The organism is Pseudomonas sp. P1.8 (assembly GCF_001269805.1).
In the GTDB taxonomy this organism is placed as follows: domain Bacteria; phylum Pseudomonadota; class Gammaproteobacteria; order Pseudomonadales; family Pseudomonadaceae; genus Aquipseudomonas.
In genome coordinates this window covers 666,941-682,537 of sequence record NZ_LHVM01000013.1, presented here as the reverse complement: position 1 = coordinate 682,537, position 15,597 = coordinate 666,941, and the positions used below count along the sequence as shown (strand labels likewise).

Below are 15,597 nucleotides of genomic sequence, written 5' to 3'. Positions count from 1 at the left end.
GGGAAATCGCAGGACGCGATTCATCAGGACGATGAAAGGGAACATAGGGAATAGGGAAAAAATGTGGGCGGGTCAAACCGCCCCTTTTTTTGTCTGCAGAAAAGCAAAAAGGCCCTTGTGGGGCCTTTTTTTGGAACGCGGGGGTAATCAGCGTTCGAGGTGTTCGATCTTGCCTGGTTTGCCATCCCATTCAGCGGCGTCTGGCAGCGGATCTTTGCGTTCAGTGACGTTCGGCCAGACTTCGGCCAATTCCATGTTCAGCTGAATAAAGTTTTCCATGCCAGCAGGCACTTCATCTTCGGAGAAGATGGCCACGGCTGGGCATTCAGGTTCGCACAGTGCGCAGTCGATGCACTCATCCGGGTGAATCACCAGGAAATTCGGGCCTTCGTAAAAGCAGTCCACCGGACAGACTTCTACGCAGTCGGTGTACTTGCACTTGATGCAGTTGTCGGTGACGACGAAGGTCATTTCTAATTTTCTCCTCAGGCGCGGCTTGCTGCGCCCCTTCACGTAGGGGTCGCCAGGTTTGGGAGCGATAGTCTGCAGGTCAGGCTAATAGCCCGCAGCATCCCAAACCGCGCGAGATTCTAACAGCTTGCAAGCGTGTGCGTTAGATCCGTGTCTTTAGTGTATAGAGCATTTCGAGTGCACGACGCGGCGTCATGTCGTCCAGATCGAGCTTGGCCAGTTCATCCAGCACCGGATGCGGCAGGCTGGCGAACAGATCGCTCTGCTGCGGCGCGGCCGGTTTGCCTTTCGCTGGCTTGGGCGCTTCATGGGGCAGGGCGGTATCCTCCAGCCGGCTCAAGTGCTCCCGGGCGCGGACGATGACTTCGCTTGGAACCCCTGCCAGTTGCGCAACGGCCAGGCCATAGCTCTGGCTGGCTGGCCCTGGCAGCACATGGTGCAGGAACACAATGCGTTCATTGTGCTCGGTGGCATTGAGGTGCACGTTGGCCACCAGCGGCTGGGCTTCCGGCAGCACGGTCAGCTCGAAGTAGTGGGTGGCGAACAGTGTGTAAGCGCGTAAATGCGCCAGGCGTTCGGCCGCCGCCCAGGCCAGGGAAAGGCCATCGAAGGTGCTGGTGCCGCGACCGACTTCGTCCATCAGCACCAGGCTGCGCTCGGTGGCGTTGTGCAGAATGTTCGCGGTTTCACTCATTTCGACCATAAAGGTCGAACGGCCACCGGCCAAATCATCGCTGGAGCCGATCCGGGTGAAGATCCGGTCGACCAACGACAATTCACAACTGGCTGCGGGCACGAAGCTGCCGATATGCGCCAGCAACACGATCAGCGCGGTCTGGCGCATGTATGTGGATTTACCACCCATGTTCGGACCGGTGATGACCAGCATGCGGGTGTTGTCGTCCAGGTTCAGGTCGTTGGCCACGAATGGAGTGGTCAACACCTGCTCGACCACCGGATGACGACCTTGGCTGATGCGCATGCACGGCTCGCTGACGAAGCGCGGGCAGTTCAGGTCGAGGTTCAGCGCTCGTTCAGCGAGGTTGCTGAGCACGTCCAGTTCAGCCAGCGCTCCAGCAGTGTCCTGCAGGGGTGGCAACTGGCTGATCAAGTCTTCGAGCAATGCTTCGTACAACATCTTCTCACGGGCCAGCGCACGGCTCTTGGCCGACAGCGCCTTGTCTTCGAAAGCCTTGAGTTCCGGTGTAATAAAACGCTCGGCACCTTTGAGAGTTTGACGGCGGATATAGTCGGCCGGTGCAGATTCTGCCTGCTTGCTTGGCAGTTCGATGAAGTAACCGTGAATGCGGTTGTAGCCAACTTTCAGATGGGACAGGCCTGTGCGGGCTTTTTCCCGTGCTTCCAGATCGATCAGGAATTGCCCGGCGTTTTCGCTGAGTGATTGCAGTTCATCGAGTTCGCTGTCGTAACCGGTCTTCAGCACGCCGCCGTCACGGATGACTGCCGGCGGATTGTCGACGATGGCTTTTTCCAGTAGCGCCGCCAGTTCCGGATAGGTGCTGGTGGTGGTCGCCAATAGCTGGAGATGCGGTGCTTCGAGCCCGGTCATTGCCACTTGCAGTTCTGGCAGGGCTGCGAGAGCGTCGCGCAGACGCGCGAGGTCGCGGGGGCGGGCATTACGCAGGCCGATTCGAGCGAGAATCCGCTCGATGTCGCCGATCTCCTTGAGCTGCGGCTGCAGTCGTTCAAATTGGTAGCGGTCGAGCAGGCAAGTGATCGACGTCTGGCGCGCCAGCAATACGGTGAGATCGCGCAGGGGACGGTTCAGCCAGCGGGTGAGCAAGCGGCTGCCCATGGCGGTCTGGCAACGGTCGACCACCGATTGCAGCGTGTTATCGCGACCGCCGGCCAGGTTGGTATCGAGTTCCAGGTTGCGCCGGCTGGCGCCGTCCAGCACAACAGTGTCGTCCAGGCGCTCATGGCGCAGGCTGCGCAAATGCGGCAGGGCGGTGCGTTGGGTTTCTTTTGCATAAGCCAGAAGACAACCGGCGGCACCGATGGCCAGGGTCAGGTTTTCGCAACCGAAACCTTTGAGGTCCTGGGTGGAGAATTGCTGGCAAAGACTTTTCAGTGCCGAGTCACGTTCGAAATCCCATGGCGCACGGCGCCGAACCCCGCGGCGTTTTTCTGCCGGCAGATCCTTCGGCCAATCGTCCGGGATCAATAATTCGACCGGATTGACCCGCTCCAGCTCCGCCAGAAGATTCTCCCAGCCTTTGATTTCCAGCACGCTGAAGTTGCCACTGGTAATGTCCAGTACCGCCAGGCCGAACAGACGCTCATCACCCAGTACCGCGGCAATCAGGTTGTCCCTGCGTTCATCCAGCAGCGCTTCGTCGCTCACCGTCCCCGGTGTGATGATCCGCACGACCTGACGATCCACCGGTCCTTTACTGGTGGCCGGATCGCCGACTTGCTCACAGATCACCACCGACTCGCCGAGCTTTACCAGTTTCGCCAGGTAGCCTTCGGCAGCATGATAAGGAATCCCGCACATCGGAATCGCCTGACCTGCCGACTGACCGCGGGCGGTCAGAGTGATGTCCAGCAACTTGGCAGCCTTCTTTGCGTCTTCGTAGAAGATTTCGTAGAAGTCACCCATGCGGTAGAACATCAGCTGATCCGGGTGCTGGTTTTTCAACCGCCAGTACTGCTGCATCATCGGGGTGTGGGAGGACAGGTCGCAGAGGGCTTTATTCATTGGAGATCAGGAAAACTCGTTCAAAGGTGTAGGGCAAAGGAGGGGTGTCGGACCGGCTTTTGCGCAATGGGCGCAAGATTAACATGGGCGGTCTGCCGGACGCAGGCGTGAACGCTCTGCGGTTTGTTTTCAATGATTTTATGCACTATTTATGCAATTGAGCATTTGTCTTCTCTGAATGGAACACGCACTATTCGTTTATGCAAAAACGTAATGTTTCTACTGTCCTGAGAGCTTTGCTCGATCAACACGGGATCTCCCCCACGGAGCTTCACCGTCGCACCGGCGTGCCTCAATCCACGCTCTCGCGGATTCTTGGAGGGAAGATTGTCGATCCTTCGGATAAACACGTTTCGAAGATCGCCGAGTACTTCTCCTTGAACACTGACCAGTTGCGTGGCCGTGCCGATGTCGCCCCGGCACACATCGCTGGTCGCGCAGCGTCGCATTCGGAGCTCAAGGATATAAGTCTGTGGGACGATGACACCCCGGTCGATGACGACGAGGTGTCGGTGCCCTTTCTTCGTGAAGTTGAACTCGCCGCAGGATCGGGACGATTCGTTATCGAGGAGAGCGAACGCTCTAGCCTGCGTTTCGGCAAGCGCAGTCTGCGCCATAACGGTGTGCAGTTCGACCAGGCCAAATGCGTGACCGTGCGCGGTAACAGCATGTTGCCCGTGCTGCGCGATGGCGCCACGGTCGGCGTTAATGCCGGCAAGTGCGGCATTGGTGATATCGTTGATGGCGACTTGTATGCGATCAACCACAACGGCCAGTTGCGAGTGAAACAGCTTTACCGCCTGCCGTCGGGGATTCGACTGCGCAGCTTCAATCGGGATGAGCATCCGGACGAGGATTACACATTTCAAGAAGTCCAGGAGGAGCCAATCGTCATCCTTGGGCATGTCTTCTGGTGGGGTATGTACGCCCGTTGATCCCCCGTGCAGCTGATTCAATAAAACCGCCTTTTTGGCGGTTTTTTTATCTGAAAAAAATCTGCCTGAAACATATATGCATCAATGCATTGACTGATTATGCATTGATGCATAGTCTTGCTGCCTGTCTGATGAAAAGTTGCTGTGACAGATTCTGTTTTCTACCGGTTATCCAGGGAGGCGTGAAATGACCGCAGAGCAGTATGCGTTGTTGGACATGCCTCTTTGGCTGGTTATCACCTTGCCGCTGCTCGGCGGAGTCGCCGGTGAAATGTGGCGTGCCGATAAAGAAGGCGTTCGTGGCTGGCCCCTTGCCCGTCGTCTGACCTTGCGCTCGGGCTCCAGCATGATTTGCGGTGCATCTGCAATCATGCTGCTGCACGCCGCGAACGTCTCCATCTGGGCCGCTTGTGCGGGCGGCTGCCTGACCGCGATGGCGGGAACGGACGTGGTGCTCGGTCTTTACGAACGTTGGGCGGCCAACCGCATAGGGGCTAATGATCTTTCATCCCGCGACGCAAAGGATTGATTGCCCTGGGGGCCTTTCCCAGAGCCTCTGATTCCTCACATTTTGATTGATCCTGTCGCTTGCAAGTGCGGTTTGCTCGTGTACGGTTAACCTCATTGCGCCCGATCAGGAGATGACTGTGAAAGAGACAACCCAACTGGCCGCTGAGCTTGGCCGACGCCTACAGGTTCTCAATGCCCACGTCACTACCGCCGAGTCTTGCACCGGCGGGGGAATTGCCGAGGCAATCACGCGTATCCCGGGCAGTTCGGCGTGGTTCGAGGCCGGATATGTCACCTACTCCAACCGACAGAAAACCCTGCAACTGGATGTCCCGGTGGAATTGTTCACCACGGTAGGGGCGGTCAGCCGCGATGTGGTCGAGGCCATGGTGCGGGGCGCGCAGAAAAAAAACAGCGCGTATTTCTCCGTGGCGGTCAGTGGCATCGCCGGGCCGGATGGCGGAACGGCGAACAAGCCGGTCGGCACGGTATGGCTGGCCTGGGGCGTGGGTGATGAGGTGTTCAGTGAGCTCCAGCACTTCCCGGGCAGTCGTGACGAGGTCCGCCGACAAACGGTGAAGGCCGCGCTAGAGGGGCTGCTGCGCTATGCCGCGGCAGAAATCTCAAATCAGGGGTAGGCGATCCGGAATCGCTGTGGAATAATACTGGCTACTTATACAGGTGTTGGCCGTCAGGCCTTATTGATTACGTGAGGACTTTAATGGACGACAACAAGAAGAAAGCCTTGGCTGCGGCCCTGGGTCAGATCGAACGTCAATTCGGCAAGGGTGCCGTAATGCGTATGGGCGATCAGGACCGTCAGGCGATCCCGGCCATTTCCACTGGCTCTCTGGGGCTGGACATCGCTCTCGGCATCGGCGGTCTGCCAAAAGGCCGTATTGTTGAAATCTACGGTCCTGAATCTTCCGGTAAAACCACGCTGACCTTGTCCGTGATCGCCCAGGCTCAAAAAGCCGGCGCGACCTGCGCATTCGTCGATGCCGAACACGCCCTCGACCCTGAGTACGCCGGCAAGCTGGGCGTCAACGTCGACGACCTGCTGGTATCCCAGCCGGACACCGGCGAGCAGGCCCTGGAAATCACCGACATGCTGGTGCGTTCCAACGCGGTAGACGTGATCATCGTCGACTCCGTGGCCGCTCTGGTACCAAAGGCTGAAATCGAAGGCGAAATGGGTGACATGCACGTGGGCCTGCAAGCCCGTCTGATGTCCCAGGCGCTGCGTAAAATCACCGGTAACATCAAGAACGCCAACTGCCTGGTGATCTTCATCAACCAGATCCGTATGAAAATCGGCGTGATGTTCGGCAGCCCGGAAACCACCACCGGTGGTAACGCGCTGAAGTTCTACGCTTCGGTTCGTCTGGACATCCGTCGTACTGGCGCGGTGAAAGAAGGTGATGAAGTCGTTGGTAGCGAAACCCGCGTCAAAGTCGTGAAGAACAAAGTGGCTTCGCCGTTCCGTCAGGCCGAGTTCCAAATTCTTTACGGCAAGGGCATCTACCTCAACGGTGAGATGATCGACCTGGGTGTTCTGCACGGTTTCGTCGAGAAATCCGGAGCCTGGTATGCCTACAACGGCACCAAAATTGGTCAGGGCAAGGCCAACTCGGCCAAGTACCTGGCGGATAACCCGGATATCGCTGCCACCCTCGAGAAGCAACTGCGTGACAAGCTGCTGTCGCCTTCGTCGGTAGCAGACGCCAAAGCATCTGCGGTCAAAGAGACCGAAGACGATCTGGCTGACGCTGATATCTGATCGAAGCGATGACCGCCGTACTGGATACACTCGTCGCGGTGCGGCGAACCGCAATGGACCTGCTCGCTCGACGCGAGCATGGTCGAGTTGAGCTGACGCGTAAGTTGCGTCAGCGCGGCGCCCTCCCTGAAATGATCGAAGCAGCACTCGACCGCTTGATGGAAGAGGGCCTGTTGTCTGAAACCCGTTACCTCGAAAGCTTCGTCTCCTACCGTGCCCGTTCCGGCTACGGCCCTTTGCGCATTCGTGAAGAGTTGAGCCAGCGCGGCTTGCAACGTAGCGACATCGACCTCGCCTTGCGCGAGAGCGGTATCGACTGGCAGGCGCAACTGACGGATACCTGGCGACGCAAGTTCTCTGGCGAAATGCCGGTAGATGCTCGGGAGCGTGCCAAGCAGGGAAGATTCCTGGCGTATCGGGGATACTCCATGGAAATGATCAGTCGCCTGCTCAGCGGCAGAGGGTTGGACGACTGAGTGAAACGGCTCGCTATTTGATAGCGAGCCGTTTTTTTATGCCCTCACGAAACTTTCGATGTCTCCCGGGTACGTTGCTGCATCTGGGGTTTGGATTGCGCCCAGTTTTCCTGCAGGTTGATGTAATCCACCAGTTCACGCAGTCGACCATGGTTACGGGCATTGAAATTGAAGGCCAGGCGCGCCAGGTGACTGAACTGCGCTTCGTCGTGTTCTTCGCCGCTGTAGGCATGCTGGTGGAAATGGTCACTCAGGCACAGATCGGCAAACGCTTCCTGCATGTATTCGAGTGCTCGGTCGTTGAGTGTATGGTTCATGCGAATCACGAATTGATGCTTGAGCCAGCGGCTGGAGTGGAAGTTGCTGTAGAACTGATTGATGTGATCAACGGCTTCTTCGACGTTGTAGACCAGTCTCACCAGCTTCATGTCGGTGGGCAGGATGTAATGGTTTTCCTCCAGTTGCTGGTGAATAAAGTCCAGCGCCCCTTGCCAGAATTTGCCGCCGGGTGCGTCCAGCAGCACCACCGGCACCAGCGGGCTTTTGCCGGTCTGGATCAGGGTCAGCACTTCCAGCGCTTCATCCAGTGTGCCGAAACCTCCGGGACACAACACCAGAGCATCGGCTTCCTTGACGAAGAACAGCTTGCGGGTGAAGAAGAAGTGAAAAGGTAAAAGGTTGGTCGTGCCGTTGACGGTCGGATTGGCGTGTTGCTCGAAGGGCAGGGTGATGTTGAATCCCAGACTGTGGGTCAGGCCCGCCCCTTCATGGGCAGCGGCCATGATGCCGCCACCGGCGCCGGTGATGACCATCAGATCGGAGCGCGCCAGGGCGGCACCAAGCTCTCGGGCCATTGCGAACAACGGATGTTCGACCGGGGTACGGGCCGAACCGAAAACGGTTACCTTGCGTCGTCCCCTGAACTGTTCGAGCACACGGAAGGCGTGTTCCAGTTCGCGCAGAGCTTGCAGGGTGATCTTGGCGTTCCAGCGGTTGTGGTCTTCCTGGGCCATGCGTAGCACGGTCAGGACCATATCGCGGTAGATCGGGATGTTCGGGCTGTTGGGTGAAACAAGGTTGAGTTGCTCTTCGACCTTGCTTATGAGGTCGTGGCCGCTTTCTTCGAAATGCCGGCTCAGGAGGTCATTCGGTTGGTAAGGCATTCAACTTCTCCTTCTGCACAGAACCCTGGGCCCCGACAAACAGCGTCGATGCCACGACACTTCATGTGTCGCTGTCTGCCCAGGCCCATGCCTGGGCGATCCAATTGACCCGAACAGGCAGTCGAGTCATCCATACAGGCTCTGTAATTCCATTGGATGAAAGAAACGTTCGCACAACATGCGTCTGGGGCGGGCCCTTTCCCACCCTGAAAAATTGGTCGTGGACACCCTGAAATCTAGACCCTTTCAGTGGCTTTTGTTGTCTTGATCATTGCGCCATAAAGCCTTTCCTGGCAACCGCTTAATGATGATTTGCAACGTGGTTTCGCCGCTCGTCTGATCGCGCGTCGACTGCCCATCATTCTGATTTACTAAGTGACAGGTATCCCTCGACAACGTTGCGTCAACGGCAGGACGCACGAGACAAGCTTTTCAAGGATTTATCGCTCGATACGAGTGAGGTGCAGGGAGGCGGGAAGCCATGACCAGAGTCATTCTGGAGATCGATACGCAGCTGTATCGATTGCTGAAGTCATCAGCCGAGACCCACCATTTGAGTCTTGAGGAGGAGTGCTGCCAACGTTTGCGGGGCAGTGAGCATCGGTCGCATTACTTGCAGGCACTGGTGGCAGAATTGCGCGCCGAGGATGAACAGCGACGCGCCAATTCCCGGTGATTACTTTTTCTTCGACGGCGCTTTCGGGCAATCCGATTCCTGGTAGCTCGCAGAGCCGACCGCACGATTGGTTTTGACTTCGGTGAAGTCGTAACGCATGACCGCGCCCTTGGCCATCAACTTGCGGTAGGACGGGTTGTTGCAGACAGACGCGCCCAACTGGAAGTACACGGCTTTGGGATCGGCGCGCATTTTGTTGGCGTGACTGCTTTGTACGCTCAAGTGGTTGATCAATACATTGCCTTCGACTGTGTAGCCCTGATCGAGAATGTCTTCATTGATCGCCCGTGGAGTGCCGACGCTGCTTTGTGCGGCGACATTTCGCAGCTCTCTGTTCAGATTCTGCTCACTCAAGGACGCAGCTTGAGCGTTGAAGGACGACGCCAGCAGAATGGCAGCGGTGGGAACGATAAGGCGCAGCATGAAACTCTCCTGGGGCGGTGATGGCAGGTTTGACCCATCACGTGACTGTGCGTTCAGTGGCGGCGAATTATAGGAGAGCAGGCCCGGACGGTACAGGCTTGCGCTAACCGGTCTGGTAAACTGCCCGATCTATTTGCCCTGCCGAGTGTTTTTCGTGTCGATTTTCCTTTCCCTCCGGTACTGCCAGCGATGAGTCATGCCCCCAACGCCGTAGCCCGCCTGCGTGACCAGCGCGAAGAAGAGGGTATCAAGCCGATTCAGGCCCGTGGCTGGCGGGCACCGCGTTGCCATGACTGTCGGGTGATCCAGAGCCACTGCCTGTGCGCCTGGCGTCCCAAGGTCCAGACTCGCTCCGGTGTTTGCCTGATCATGACCAACAAGGAAGTCTTCAAGCCGAGTAATACCGGGTGGCTGATCGCCGATGTGGTCGCGGACAATCACGCATTCATCTGGTCGCGCACTGAAATCGATCCGCAATTGCTCGTGCTGTTGTCCGACCCGCAATGGCAGCCTTATCTGGTGTTCCCCGGCGAGTATGTTGCGCCGGAGCGCGTGACCAATAGCGTTGATGTCGACAGCGATAAACGACCGCTCTTCATCCTGCTGGATGCGACCTGGACCGAAGCCCGGAAGATTTTCCGAAAAAGTCCTTACTTCGATAACTTGCCGATTCTTAGCTTGCTGCCCGAAAAACTGTCCCGCTACCGGTTGCGTCGATCAACGCGCAGCGAGCACCTGTGCACGGCGGAAGTCGCGGCGTTGTGCCTTGATCTTGCGGGCGATACGGACGCAGCGTCGGCACTGGACGCTTACTTCGACGTGTTCAGCCAGCATTATCTCGATGCCAAGCATCAACTGGAAATGAACGTCTCGACTCCCGCACACGCCGAGTTGATGCCCTATGTTCAGCCGACAACGCCATCACCGGGCTGATTGTCGCGCATACTGCAATAAAGTGTACTGGCCATGCTGCTTGACCACCCCGGCTTCGCTGGGCATGCTTGGCGCCGATTAGGGTGCGACCAGAGTTTTCAGCGCCGCTATTAGCGTTGAGCGTGCCTTGTCAGTGCAGCTGTGTGGCTGTGCCTGGCGTTGCTTTGGCGAGGTCCGAATGCATCGGACGTCCCATGAAAAACAGGATCATTTGATAAATGGCCACATACGAAATCCTGATTGCCGATGACCACCCACTTTTTCGAAGTGCCTTGCACCAGGCGTTGACGTTGGGCCTTGGTCCGGATGTCCGACTGGTAGAAGTGGCGAGCATTGCCGAACTGGAAACCCGCCTCACCGAAAAAGCCGATTGGGATCTGGTGCTGCTGGATCTGAACATGCCGGGCGCCTACGGTTTTTCCGGGCTGGTTCTGTTGCGTGGGCAGTACCCGCAAATTCCGGTGGTCATGGTCTCGGCCCAGGAAGAAGCGACCATCATGGTCAAATCCCGTGAATTCGGGGCCAGCGGTTTTATCCCCAAGTCCAGCGATCTGGGTGTGATCCAGAAAGCCGTGCGTGCGGTGCTTGACGGTGATGTTTTCTGGCCTCCACAGGCGTTCGAATCGGTCAGTGTTTCCGATGAAGCCAAGGCTGCCAGTGAGGGACTCGCCAGCCTGACACCACAGCAATTCCGAGTGCTAACCATGGTCTGCGAAGGCTTGTTGAATAAACAGATTGCTTACGAATTGAGTGTTTCCGAGGCGACGATCAAGGCGCACGTGACCGCGATTTTCCGTAAGCTGAATGTACGGACCCGGACTCAGGCCGCGTTGCTCTTGCAACAACTTGAGTCAATTTCCAGCCATTGATGGTTGGCCGCTTCACGCTTTTTTGACTTTGGTTAATCTAGCTTTCCCACTTCTCTAAGTCAGTTGCCTACTCTATGTCACCTTTCAAAGGCCAGACCGGCCTTAAACGCATCCTCAACGCCTCCGGTTACTCGCTGGACGGCCTGCGCGCAGCCTTCACCGGTGAAGCCGCTTTTCGGCAGCTGGTGTTGCTCAACGTCATTCTGATTCCGTTGTCGTTCTTCCTCAGTGTCAGCCGGGTCGAGCAGGCATTGCTGATTGCGGTATGCCTGCTGGCGTTGATCGTCGAACTGCTCAACTCGGCCGTGGAAGCAGCCATCGACCGCATTTCCCTTGAGCTGCACCCGCTGTCCAAGAACGCCAAGGACATGGGCAGCGCCGCGCAATTCGTGGCGTTAACCATGATCGCCCTGGTGTGGGCCGTCATTCTGCTTTAAGCGATGTTGGGTAGCACGATCTCGTCGCTGCGCTGGACCCCGGCGGTGAAGGCGCGGCACAGATCGAGGAACTCGCGCATCGCCGAGGTCTGGTATTTCTGTTTGTGCCAGATGAAGTAAAACTGCCGCGACAGGTCCAGATCCGGCGTTTCCACCGCGACGAGACTGCCGCGGCGGAATGCATCGCGTAACGCCAGCCGCGATATACAGCCAATCCCCAGACCTGACTCCACCGCGCGCTTGATTGCCTCGGTGTGTTCCAGCTCCAGGCGGACATTCAACGAGCTGCGATGGTGGCGCATGGCCTGGTCGAAGGTCAGCCGTGTGCCTGAACCTTGCTCACGCAGGATCCACGCTTCGTGGCTCAATTCGTCCATGGTCGCGGAGCCACGCTTGGCCAACGGATGCTGCGGGGCGCAAAACACCACCAATTCGTCTTCAACCCAGCTCTGTACTTCGATGTCCGGGTGGCTGCAATCGCCTTCGATTAGACCCAGGTCAATTTCGTAGTGAGCCACTTGTTGCACGATATTGGCAGTGTTCTGTACGTGCAGCTTTACCTGGCTTTCCGGATGGCGCTGCATGAAGCTGCCGATCAGCAGGGTCGCCAGGTAGTTGCCGATGGTCAGCGTCGCGCCCACCGCTAGCGAGCCGAAACCCGATTTGCCATTGAGCAGGTCCTCGATTTCCTTGGCCTGGTCCAGCAGGGCGACAGCTTGCGGCAGCAGTTGCTTGCCCAGCGCATTGAGGCTCAGTCGTTTGCCGGCACGGTCGAACAACTGGCAGCTGCATTGGCGCTCCAGTTCGGTGATCGAGGTGCTCGCCGCCGATTGCGAGAGGTTGAGCAAGCCCGCAGCACGGGATACGCTTTCCTGCTGGGCAACGGCGACGAAGACTTGTAGTTGACGAAGAGTAAATCGCATATCGATATAACCGATAACCCTTATCTTAATAATCCAGTTAACAGATATTGTCGTCGCTATTAGAATGCGATGCAATTGCGCGCCGCAGCGCTCGTCCTAATGAGCTAGCGCAGACCTAATTTCCAGGAGTCCCACGTACATGAGCAACATGAACCACGAGCGTGTCCTCAGTGTTCATCACTGGAACGACACTCTGTTCAGCTTCAAGTGCACCCGCGATCCGGGCCTGCGCTTCGAGAACGGTCAGTTCGTGATGATCGGCCTGCAACAGCCCAATGGCCGCCCGCTTATGCGCGCTTACTCGATTGCCAGCCCGAACTGGGAAGAGCATCTCGAGTTCTTCAGCATCAAGGTGCCGGATGGTCCGCTGACTTCCCAGTTGCAGCACCTGAAGGAAGGCGACGAGATCATCATCAGCAAGAAGCCTACCGGCACGCTGGTGCTGGATGACTTGAAACCTGGCAAACATTTGTACCTGCTCAGCACCGGTACCGGTCTGGCGCCGTTCATGAGCGTCATCCAGGACCCGGAAACCTACGAGCGTTTCGAAAAAGTGATCCTGTGCCACGGCGTGCGTTACGTCAACGAAGTCGCTTACCGCGAGTTCATCACCGAGCACCTGCCGCAGAACGAGTTCTTCGGTGATGCGCTGCGTGACAAGTTGATCTACTACCCGACCGTGACCCGCGAACCGTTCGAGAACGAAGGTCGCCTGACCGACCTGATGCGCAGTGGCAAGCTGTTCAGCGACATCGGTCTGCCGCCGATCAACCCGCAGGACGACCGCGCCATGCTGTGCGGCAGCCCAAGCATGCTCGATGAGACCAGCGAAGTGCTTAACAGCTTCGGCCTGAAAGTCTCGCCGCGGATGCGCGAGCCGGGTGATTACCTGATCGAGCGTGCGTTCGTCGAGAAGTGACCGAAGGTCACCTGTAGGAGCTGGCTTGCCAGCGAAGGGCTTGAGTGCACCGCATTCATTCAGTTAGTTCGCGTCATCGTTAACGACCATCGCGAGCGAGCTCGCTCCTACAGGACTCAACAAGAAAGCCCGCGCAGCCTGAGAAGGCAGCGCGGGCTTTTTCGTTTTTGCGGATTATGCGTTTGCGGGGATGACCTCTAGCACCCGAATCATCTCTGGCGTCGGGTAATGCCAGCGCACATCCACGTCCCAGAACTGCGCACCGTATTCTCTCTGCGGTGCAGGCGTCTGGTACGCCGGGCGCGGATCTTGCGCCAGGCACTGCTCAATCAGCTCAACCAACGGTTCACCAAGACGCAGGGCGTGTTCGTGAGCCTGTTGCAGCGCCGAGTCTGCCCAGTGCACGGCAATCAACTGTGGCGACGCGCTGGCGATGCTGTTGGACGCCGAATCGATAATGTCGGCGTACGGCACGTAGGGTTTGATGTCGAGCACCGGTGTGCCGTCCAACAGATCGATGCCGGAGACCCACAGACGATTGGCTTCGACCTTGTCCAGTTTGACCACGGACTGCCCGATGCCATTGGGGCGATGCGTGGCGCGCGTGGCAAACACGCCCATGGACTTGTTGCCGCCGAGGCGAGGCGGGCGCACCTTCAGGCGTGGTTTTTCTTCCAGGGCCTGATGGAACAGGAACAACAGCCAGACATGGCTGACCTGCTCCAGTCCCTGTACCGCGTCACCCTGATCGAAGGGCGCTACCAGTTCCAGGACGCCGCGAGCGGCCGGTGCCAGTTGCGGCTGGCGCGGAATCGCAAATTTCTCCTTGAAGCAGGAGTGCACGAAGCCGATGGGGGAAACGCTGTAAGTCATGGTCTGGATTCGAGGCAGGACGGAGTCGCGCATGATAACCCGCGATGGGTCGCCGCGTTATTCCAGCATCCTGCCGAGCAGCCAACTCCCCGCCGGTCCAGGCGGGTTCAGACGCGACCACAGAGCATCCACCGACACCGTTTTCGGCCAGCCACGTACCTCCAGTTCCTGCAATGTACCCGGCCCGAAACGCTCTACCAGCCAGCGCGGCAATGGCGCCCAGCCGAAACCGCCCTGGGCCATTTCCAGCAGCATCAGATAACTCGGCGCCGACCAGACGCGGCCCTTCGCCCGACTTTCATACGGATTGACGATGGTCGCCAGGCGCAACTCGCGGTGCTGATAGAGCTGGTCCTGATGAATGTTTTTCTGCGCCGCCAGCGGGTGCTGGGGCGACACGAACAAGGCGATCTCGGTGCGCTCATCCACGGTCGAACTGACAAGGTCCGGCGGGTAGCTTTCCTGCATTTCGGCGAAGGCCACATTCGCGCGGCCGCTCTGTACCAGCGCCACCAAGTCATCGCATTCGGCGATCAGGCATTCGAGCTCGAGGTCAGGGTAGCGCTGCTCGAACGCACTGAGTGCGCCCTCGAAACGGTCCGACTGATAGGTGTCGGAAAGCGCCACGGTCAGCTTGGCTTCGACCCCTTGGGACAGTTGGCTGGCGGTCATTTCCAGACGGCTGGTGGCCGCGAGAATCTCTTCGGCCCGTTGCAACATGACGTGACCGGCCGGCGTCAGGCTCGGCTTGCGGCTGCTGCGGTCGAACAGGGTCAGGTTCAGATCGATCTCCAGGCTTGCAACTGCCGCGCTGATGGTCGACTGACTGCGGCCGAGCTTGCGCGCCGCAGCGGAAAACGAACCTTGGGTAGCGGCTTCGACAAACGCCAGCAGCACTTCGTGAGAGGCCATGAACTATCGCCTTGATCGATGGTTATTGATTATGAAGTATCGATGTGATGACGGATCATGGCAACCACAGTCAGTCATCAAGTTCCTCAAGGAGTCAGGCCATGAGCGCCAACAAATCCATCACCGAACGAATTTTCCAGGCCATGGGCTTTGAACTGCTGGCCATCGTCATTTGTACCCCGTTGCTGGCGTGGATCATGGACAAGCCGATGCTGGAAATGGGTATGGTGACCGTCCTCATTGCCGCCCTGGCTCTGGCCTGGAACGTAGTATTCAACGGGATGTTCGACCGTGCGCTCAAGCGCTTTGCCATTGCGCACACGGCCTGGACCCGCGTCGTGCATGCGTTGCTGTTTGAAGGCGGTCTGGTGGCGATGGGCGTGCCGCTGATTGCCTGGTGGCTGAGTGTCAGCCTGTGGCAGGCGTTTTTGCTGGACATCGGCGTGTTGCTGTTCTTCCTGCCGTACACCTACATCTATCACTGGGTGTATGACGTGGTGCGGGAACGGATGGTCATGCAGCGCGCTTGTGTGGAATAAAGCAAAGATCGCAACCTCGGTAGGAGCTGCCGCAGG

At 58.0% G+C, this 15,597-nt stretch carries 18 protein-coding genes; 11 read left to right on the top strand and 7 right to left on the bottom strand.

All coding sequences use genetic code 11. The features are described from left to right. Positions 1-147: 147 nt before the first annotated feature. On the bottom strand, positions 148-471 hold the full coding sequence (fdxA, locus tag AD668_RS13695; RefSeq protein WP_053159546.1) for a ferredoxin FdxA: 324 nt from the start codon (positions 469-471) through the stop codon (positions 148-150). A gap of 142 nt (positions 472-613) precedes the next feature. Continuing rightward, positions 614-3,193 carry a DNA mismatch repair protein MutS gene (mutS, locus tag AD668_RS13690; protein ID WP_053159544.1) on the bottom strand — a complete coding sequence of 860 codons (2,580 nt, stop codon included), beginning with the start codon at positions 3,191-3,193 and terminating at the stop codon, positions 614-616. A gap of 200 nt (positions 3,194-3,393) precedes the next feature. Between mutS and AD668_RS13685 the strand changes: the two genes are divergently transcribed. The 5 genes from AD668_RS13685 (at position 3,394) to recX (ending at position 6,894) form a co-directional block, all read left to right on the top strand. Beyond that, the gene (locus AD668_RS13685) at positions 3,394-4,128 is read left to right on the top strand and encodes an XRE family transcriptional regulator (RefSeq protein WP_053159542.1); all 735 of its coding nucleotides are present in this window, start codon (positions 3,394-3,396) and stop codon (positions 4,126-4,128) included. A gap of 187 nt (positions 4,129-4,315) precedes the next feature. Next, positions 4,316-4,657 carry a phage holin family protein gene (locus AD668_RS13680; RefSeq protein WP_053159541.1) on the top strand — a complete coding sequence of 114 codons (342 nt, stop codon included), beginning with the start codon at positions 4,316-4,318 and terminating at the stop codon, positions 4,655-4,657. 118 nt (positions 4,658-4,775) lie between these two features. Then, positions 4,776-5,276 (top strand): CinA family protein, encoded by a 501-nt coding sequence (locus tag AD668_RS13675; protein WP_053159539.1) that lies wholly within the window; start codon positions 4,776-4,778, stop codon positions 5,274-5,276. 83 nt (positions 5,277-5,359) lie between these two features. After that, the gene (gene recA, locus AD668_RS13670; protein ID WP_053159537.1) at positions 5,360-6,418 is read left to right on the top strand and encodes a recombinase RecA; all 1,059 of its coding nucleotides are present in this window, start codon (positions 5,360-5,362) and stop codon (positions 6,416-6,418) included. An 8-nt stretch (positions 6,419-6,426) separates the two neighbouring features. Beyond that, entirely contained in the window at positions 6,427-6,894 is a 468-nt protein-coding gene (recX, locus tag AD668_RS13665) for a recombination regulator RecX (protein WP_053159535.1), read from the top strand. A gap of 44 nt (positions 6,895-6,938) precedes the next feature. On the opposite strand, the gene AD668_RS13660 is transcribed toward recX, so the two are convergent. Then, positions 6,939-8,057 (bottom strand): LOG family protein, encoded by a 1,119-nt coding sequence (locus AD668_RS13660; protein ID WP_053159533.1) that lies wholly within the window; start codon positions 8,055-8,057, stop codon positions 6,939-6,941. 481 nt (positions 8,058-8,538) lie between these two features. Here AD668_RS13660 and AD668_RS13655 point away from each other — a divergent pair, with 481 nt between their 5' ends. Then, entirely contained in the window at positions 8,539-8,733 is a 195-nt protein-coding gene (locus AD668_RS13655) for a hypothetical protein (RefSeq protein WP_053159531.1), read from the top strand. Here the strand turns inward: AD668_RS13655 and AD668_RS13650 are convergent, their stop codons facing one another. After that, positions 8,734-9,156: a PA3611 family quorum-sensing-regulated virulence factor gene (locus tag AD668_RS13650; RefSeq protein WP_053159529.1), complete on the bottom strand. Its 423-nt coding sequence runs from the start codon at positions 9,154-9,156 to the stop codon at positions 8,734-8,736. It lies immediately after the preceding gene. 189 nt (positions 9,157-9,345) lie between these two features. Here AD668_RS13650 and AD668_RS13645 point away from each other — a divergent pair, with 189 nt between their 5' ends. From AD668_RS13645 to AD668_RS13635, 3 genes are all read left to right on the top strand, one after another. Next, positions 9,346-10,089, top strand: a complete 744-nt coding sequence (locus AD668_RS13645; RefSeq protein WP_053159527.1) for a tRNA-uridine aminocarboxypropyltransferase — start codon at positions 9,346-9,348, stop codon at positions 10,087-10,089. Positions 10,090-10,307: 218 nt separating this feature from the next. Then, positions 10,308-10,958 (top strand): response regulator transcription factor ErdR, encoded by a 651-nt coding sequence (erdR, locus tag AD668_RS13640; protein ID WP_053159525.1) that lies wholly within the window; start codon positions 10,308-10,310, stop codon positions 10,956-10,958. A 74-nt stretch (positions 10,959-11,032) separates the two neighbouring features. Continuing rightward, positions 11,033-11,395: a diacylglycerol kinase gene (locus AD668_RS13635; protein ID WP_053159523.1), complete on the top strand. Its 363-nt coding sequence runs from the start codon at positions 11,033-11,035 to the stop codon at positions 11,393-11,395. On the opposite strand, the gene AD668_RS13630 is transcribed toward AD668_RS13635, so the two are convergent. After that, entirely contained in the window at positions 11,392-12,318 is a 927-nt protein-coding gene (locus AD668_RS13630) for a LysR family transcriptional regulator (RefSeq protein WP_053159521.1), read from the bottom strand. The genes AD668_RS13635 and AD668_RS13630 overlap by 4 nt on opposite strands. Positions 12,319-12,457: 139 nt before the next feature. On the opposite strand from AD668_RS13630, the gene fpr reads away from it, so the two are divergent. Beyond that, positions 12,458-13,237 (top strand): ferredoxin-NADP reductase, encoded by a 780-nt coding sequence (gene fpr / locus AD668_RS13625; RefSeq protein ID WP_008054100.1) that lies wholly within the window; start codon positions 12,458-12,460, stop codon positions 13,235-13,237. A gap of 174 nt (positions 13,238-13,411) precedes the next feature. On the opposite strand, the gene tsaA is transcribed toward fpr, so the two are convergent. Beyond that, positions 13,412-14,110: a tRNA (N6-threonylcarbamoyladenosine(37)-N6)-methyltransferase TrmO gene (gene tsaA / locus AD668_RS13620; protein ID WP_053159873.1), complete on the bottom strand. Its 699-nt coding sequence runs from the start codon at positions 14,108-14,110 to the stop codon at positions 13,412-13,414. Between the two features lie 57 nt (positions 14,111-14,167). Next, a complete protein-coding gene (locus tag AD668_RS13615; protein ID WP_053159520.1) occupies positions 14,168-15,022 on the bottom strand; it encodes a LysR family transcriptional regulator in 855 nt (284 codons plus the stop codon). Positions 15,023-15,123: 101 nt separating this feature from the next. Here AD668_RS13615 and AD668_RS13610 point away from each other — a divergent pair, with 101 nt between their 5' ends. Beyond that, the gene (locus tag AD668_RS13610; protein ID WP_053159517.1) at positions 15,124-15,561 is read left to right on the top strand and encodes a multidrug/biocide efflux PACE transporter; all 438 of its coding nucleotides are present in this window, start codon (positions 15,124-15,126) and stop codon (positions 15,559-15,561) included. Positions 15,562-15,597: the final 36 nt, after the last annotated feature.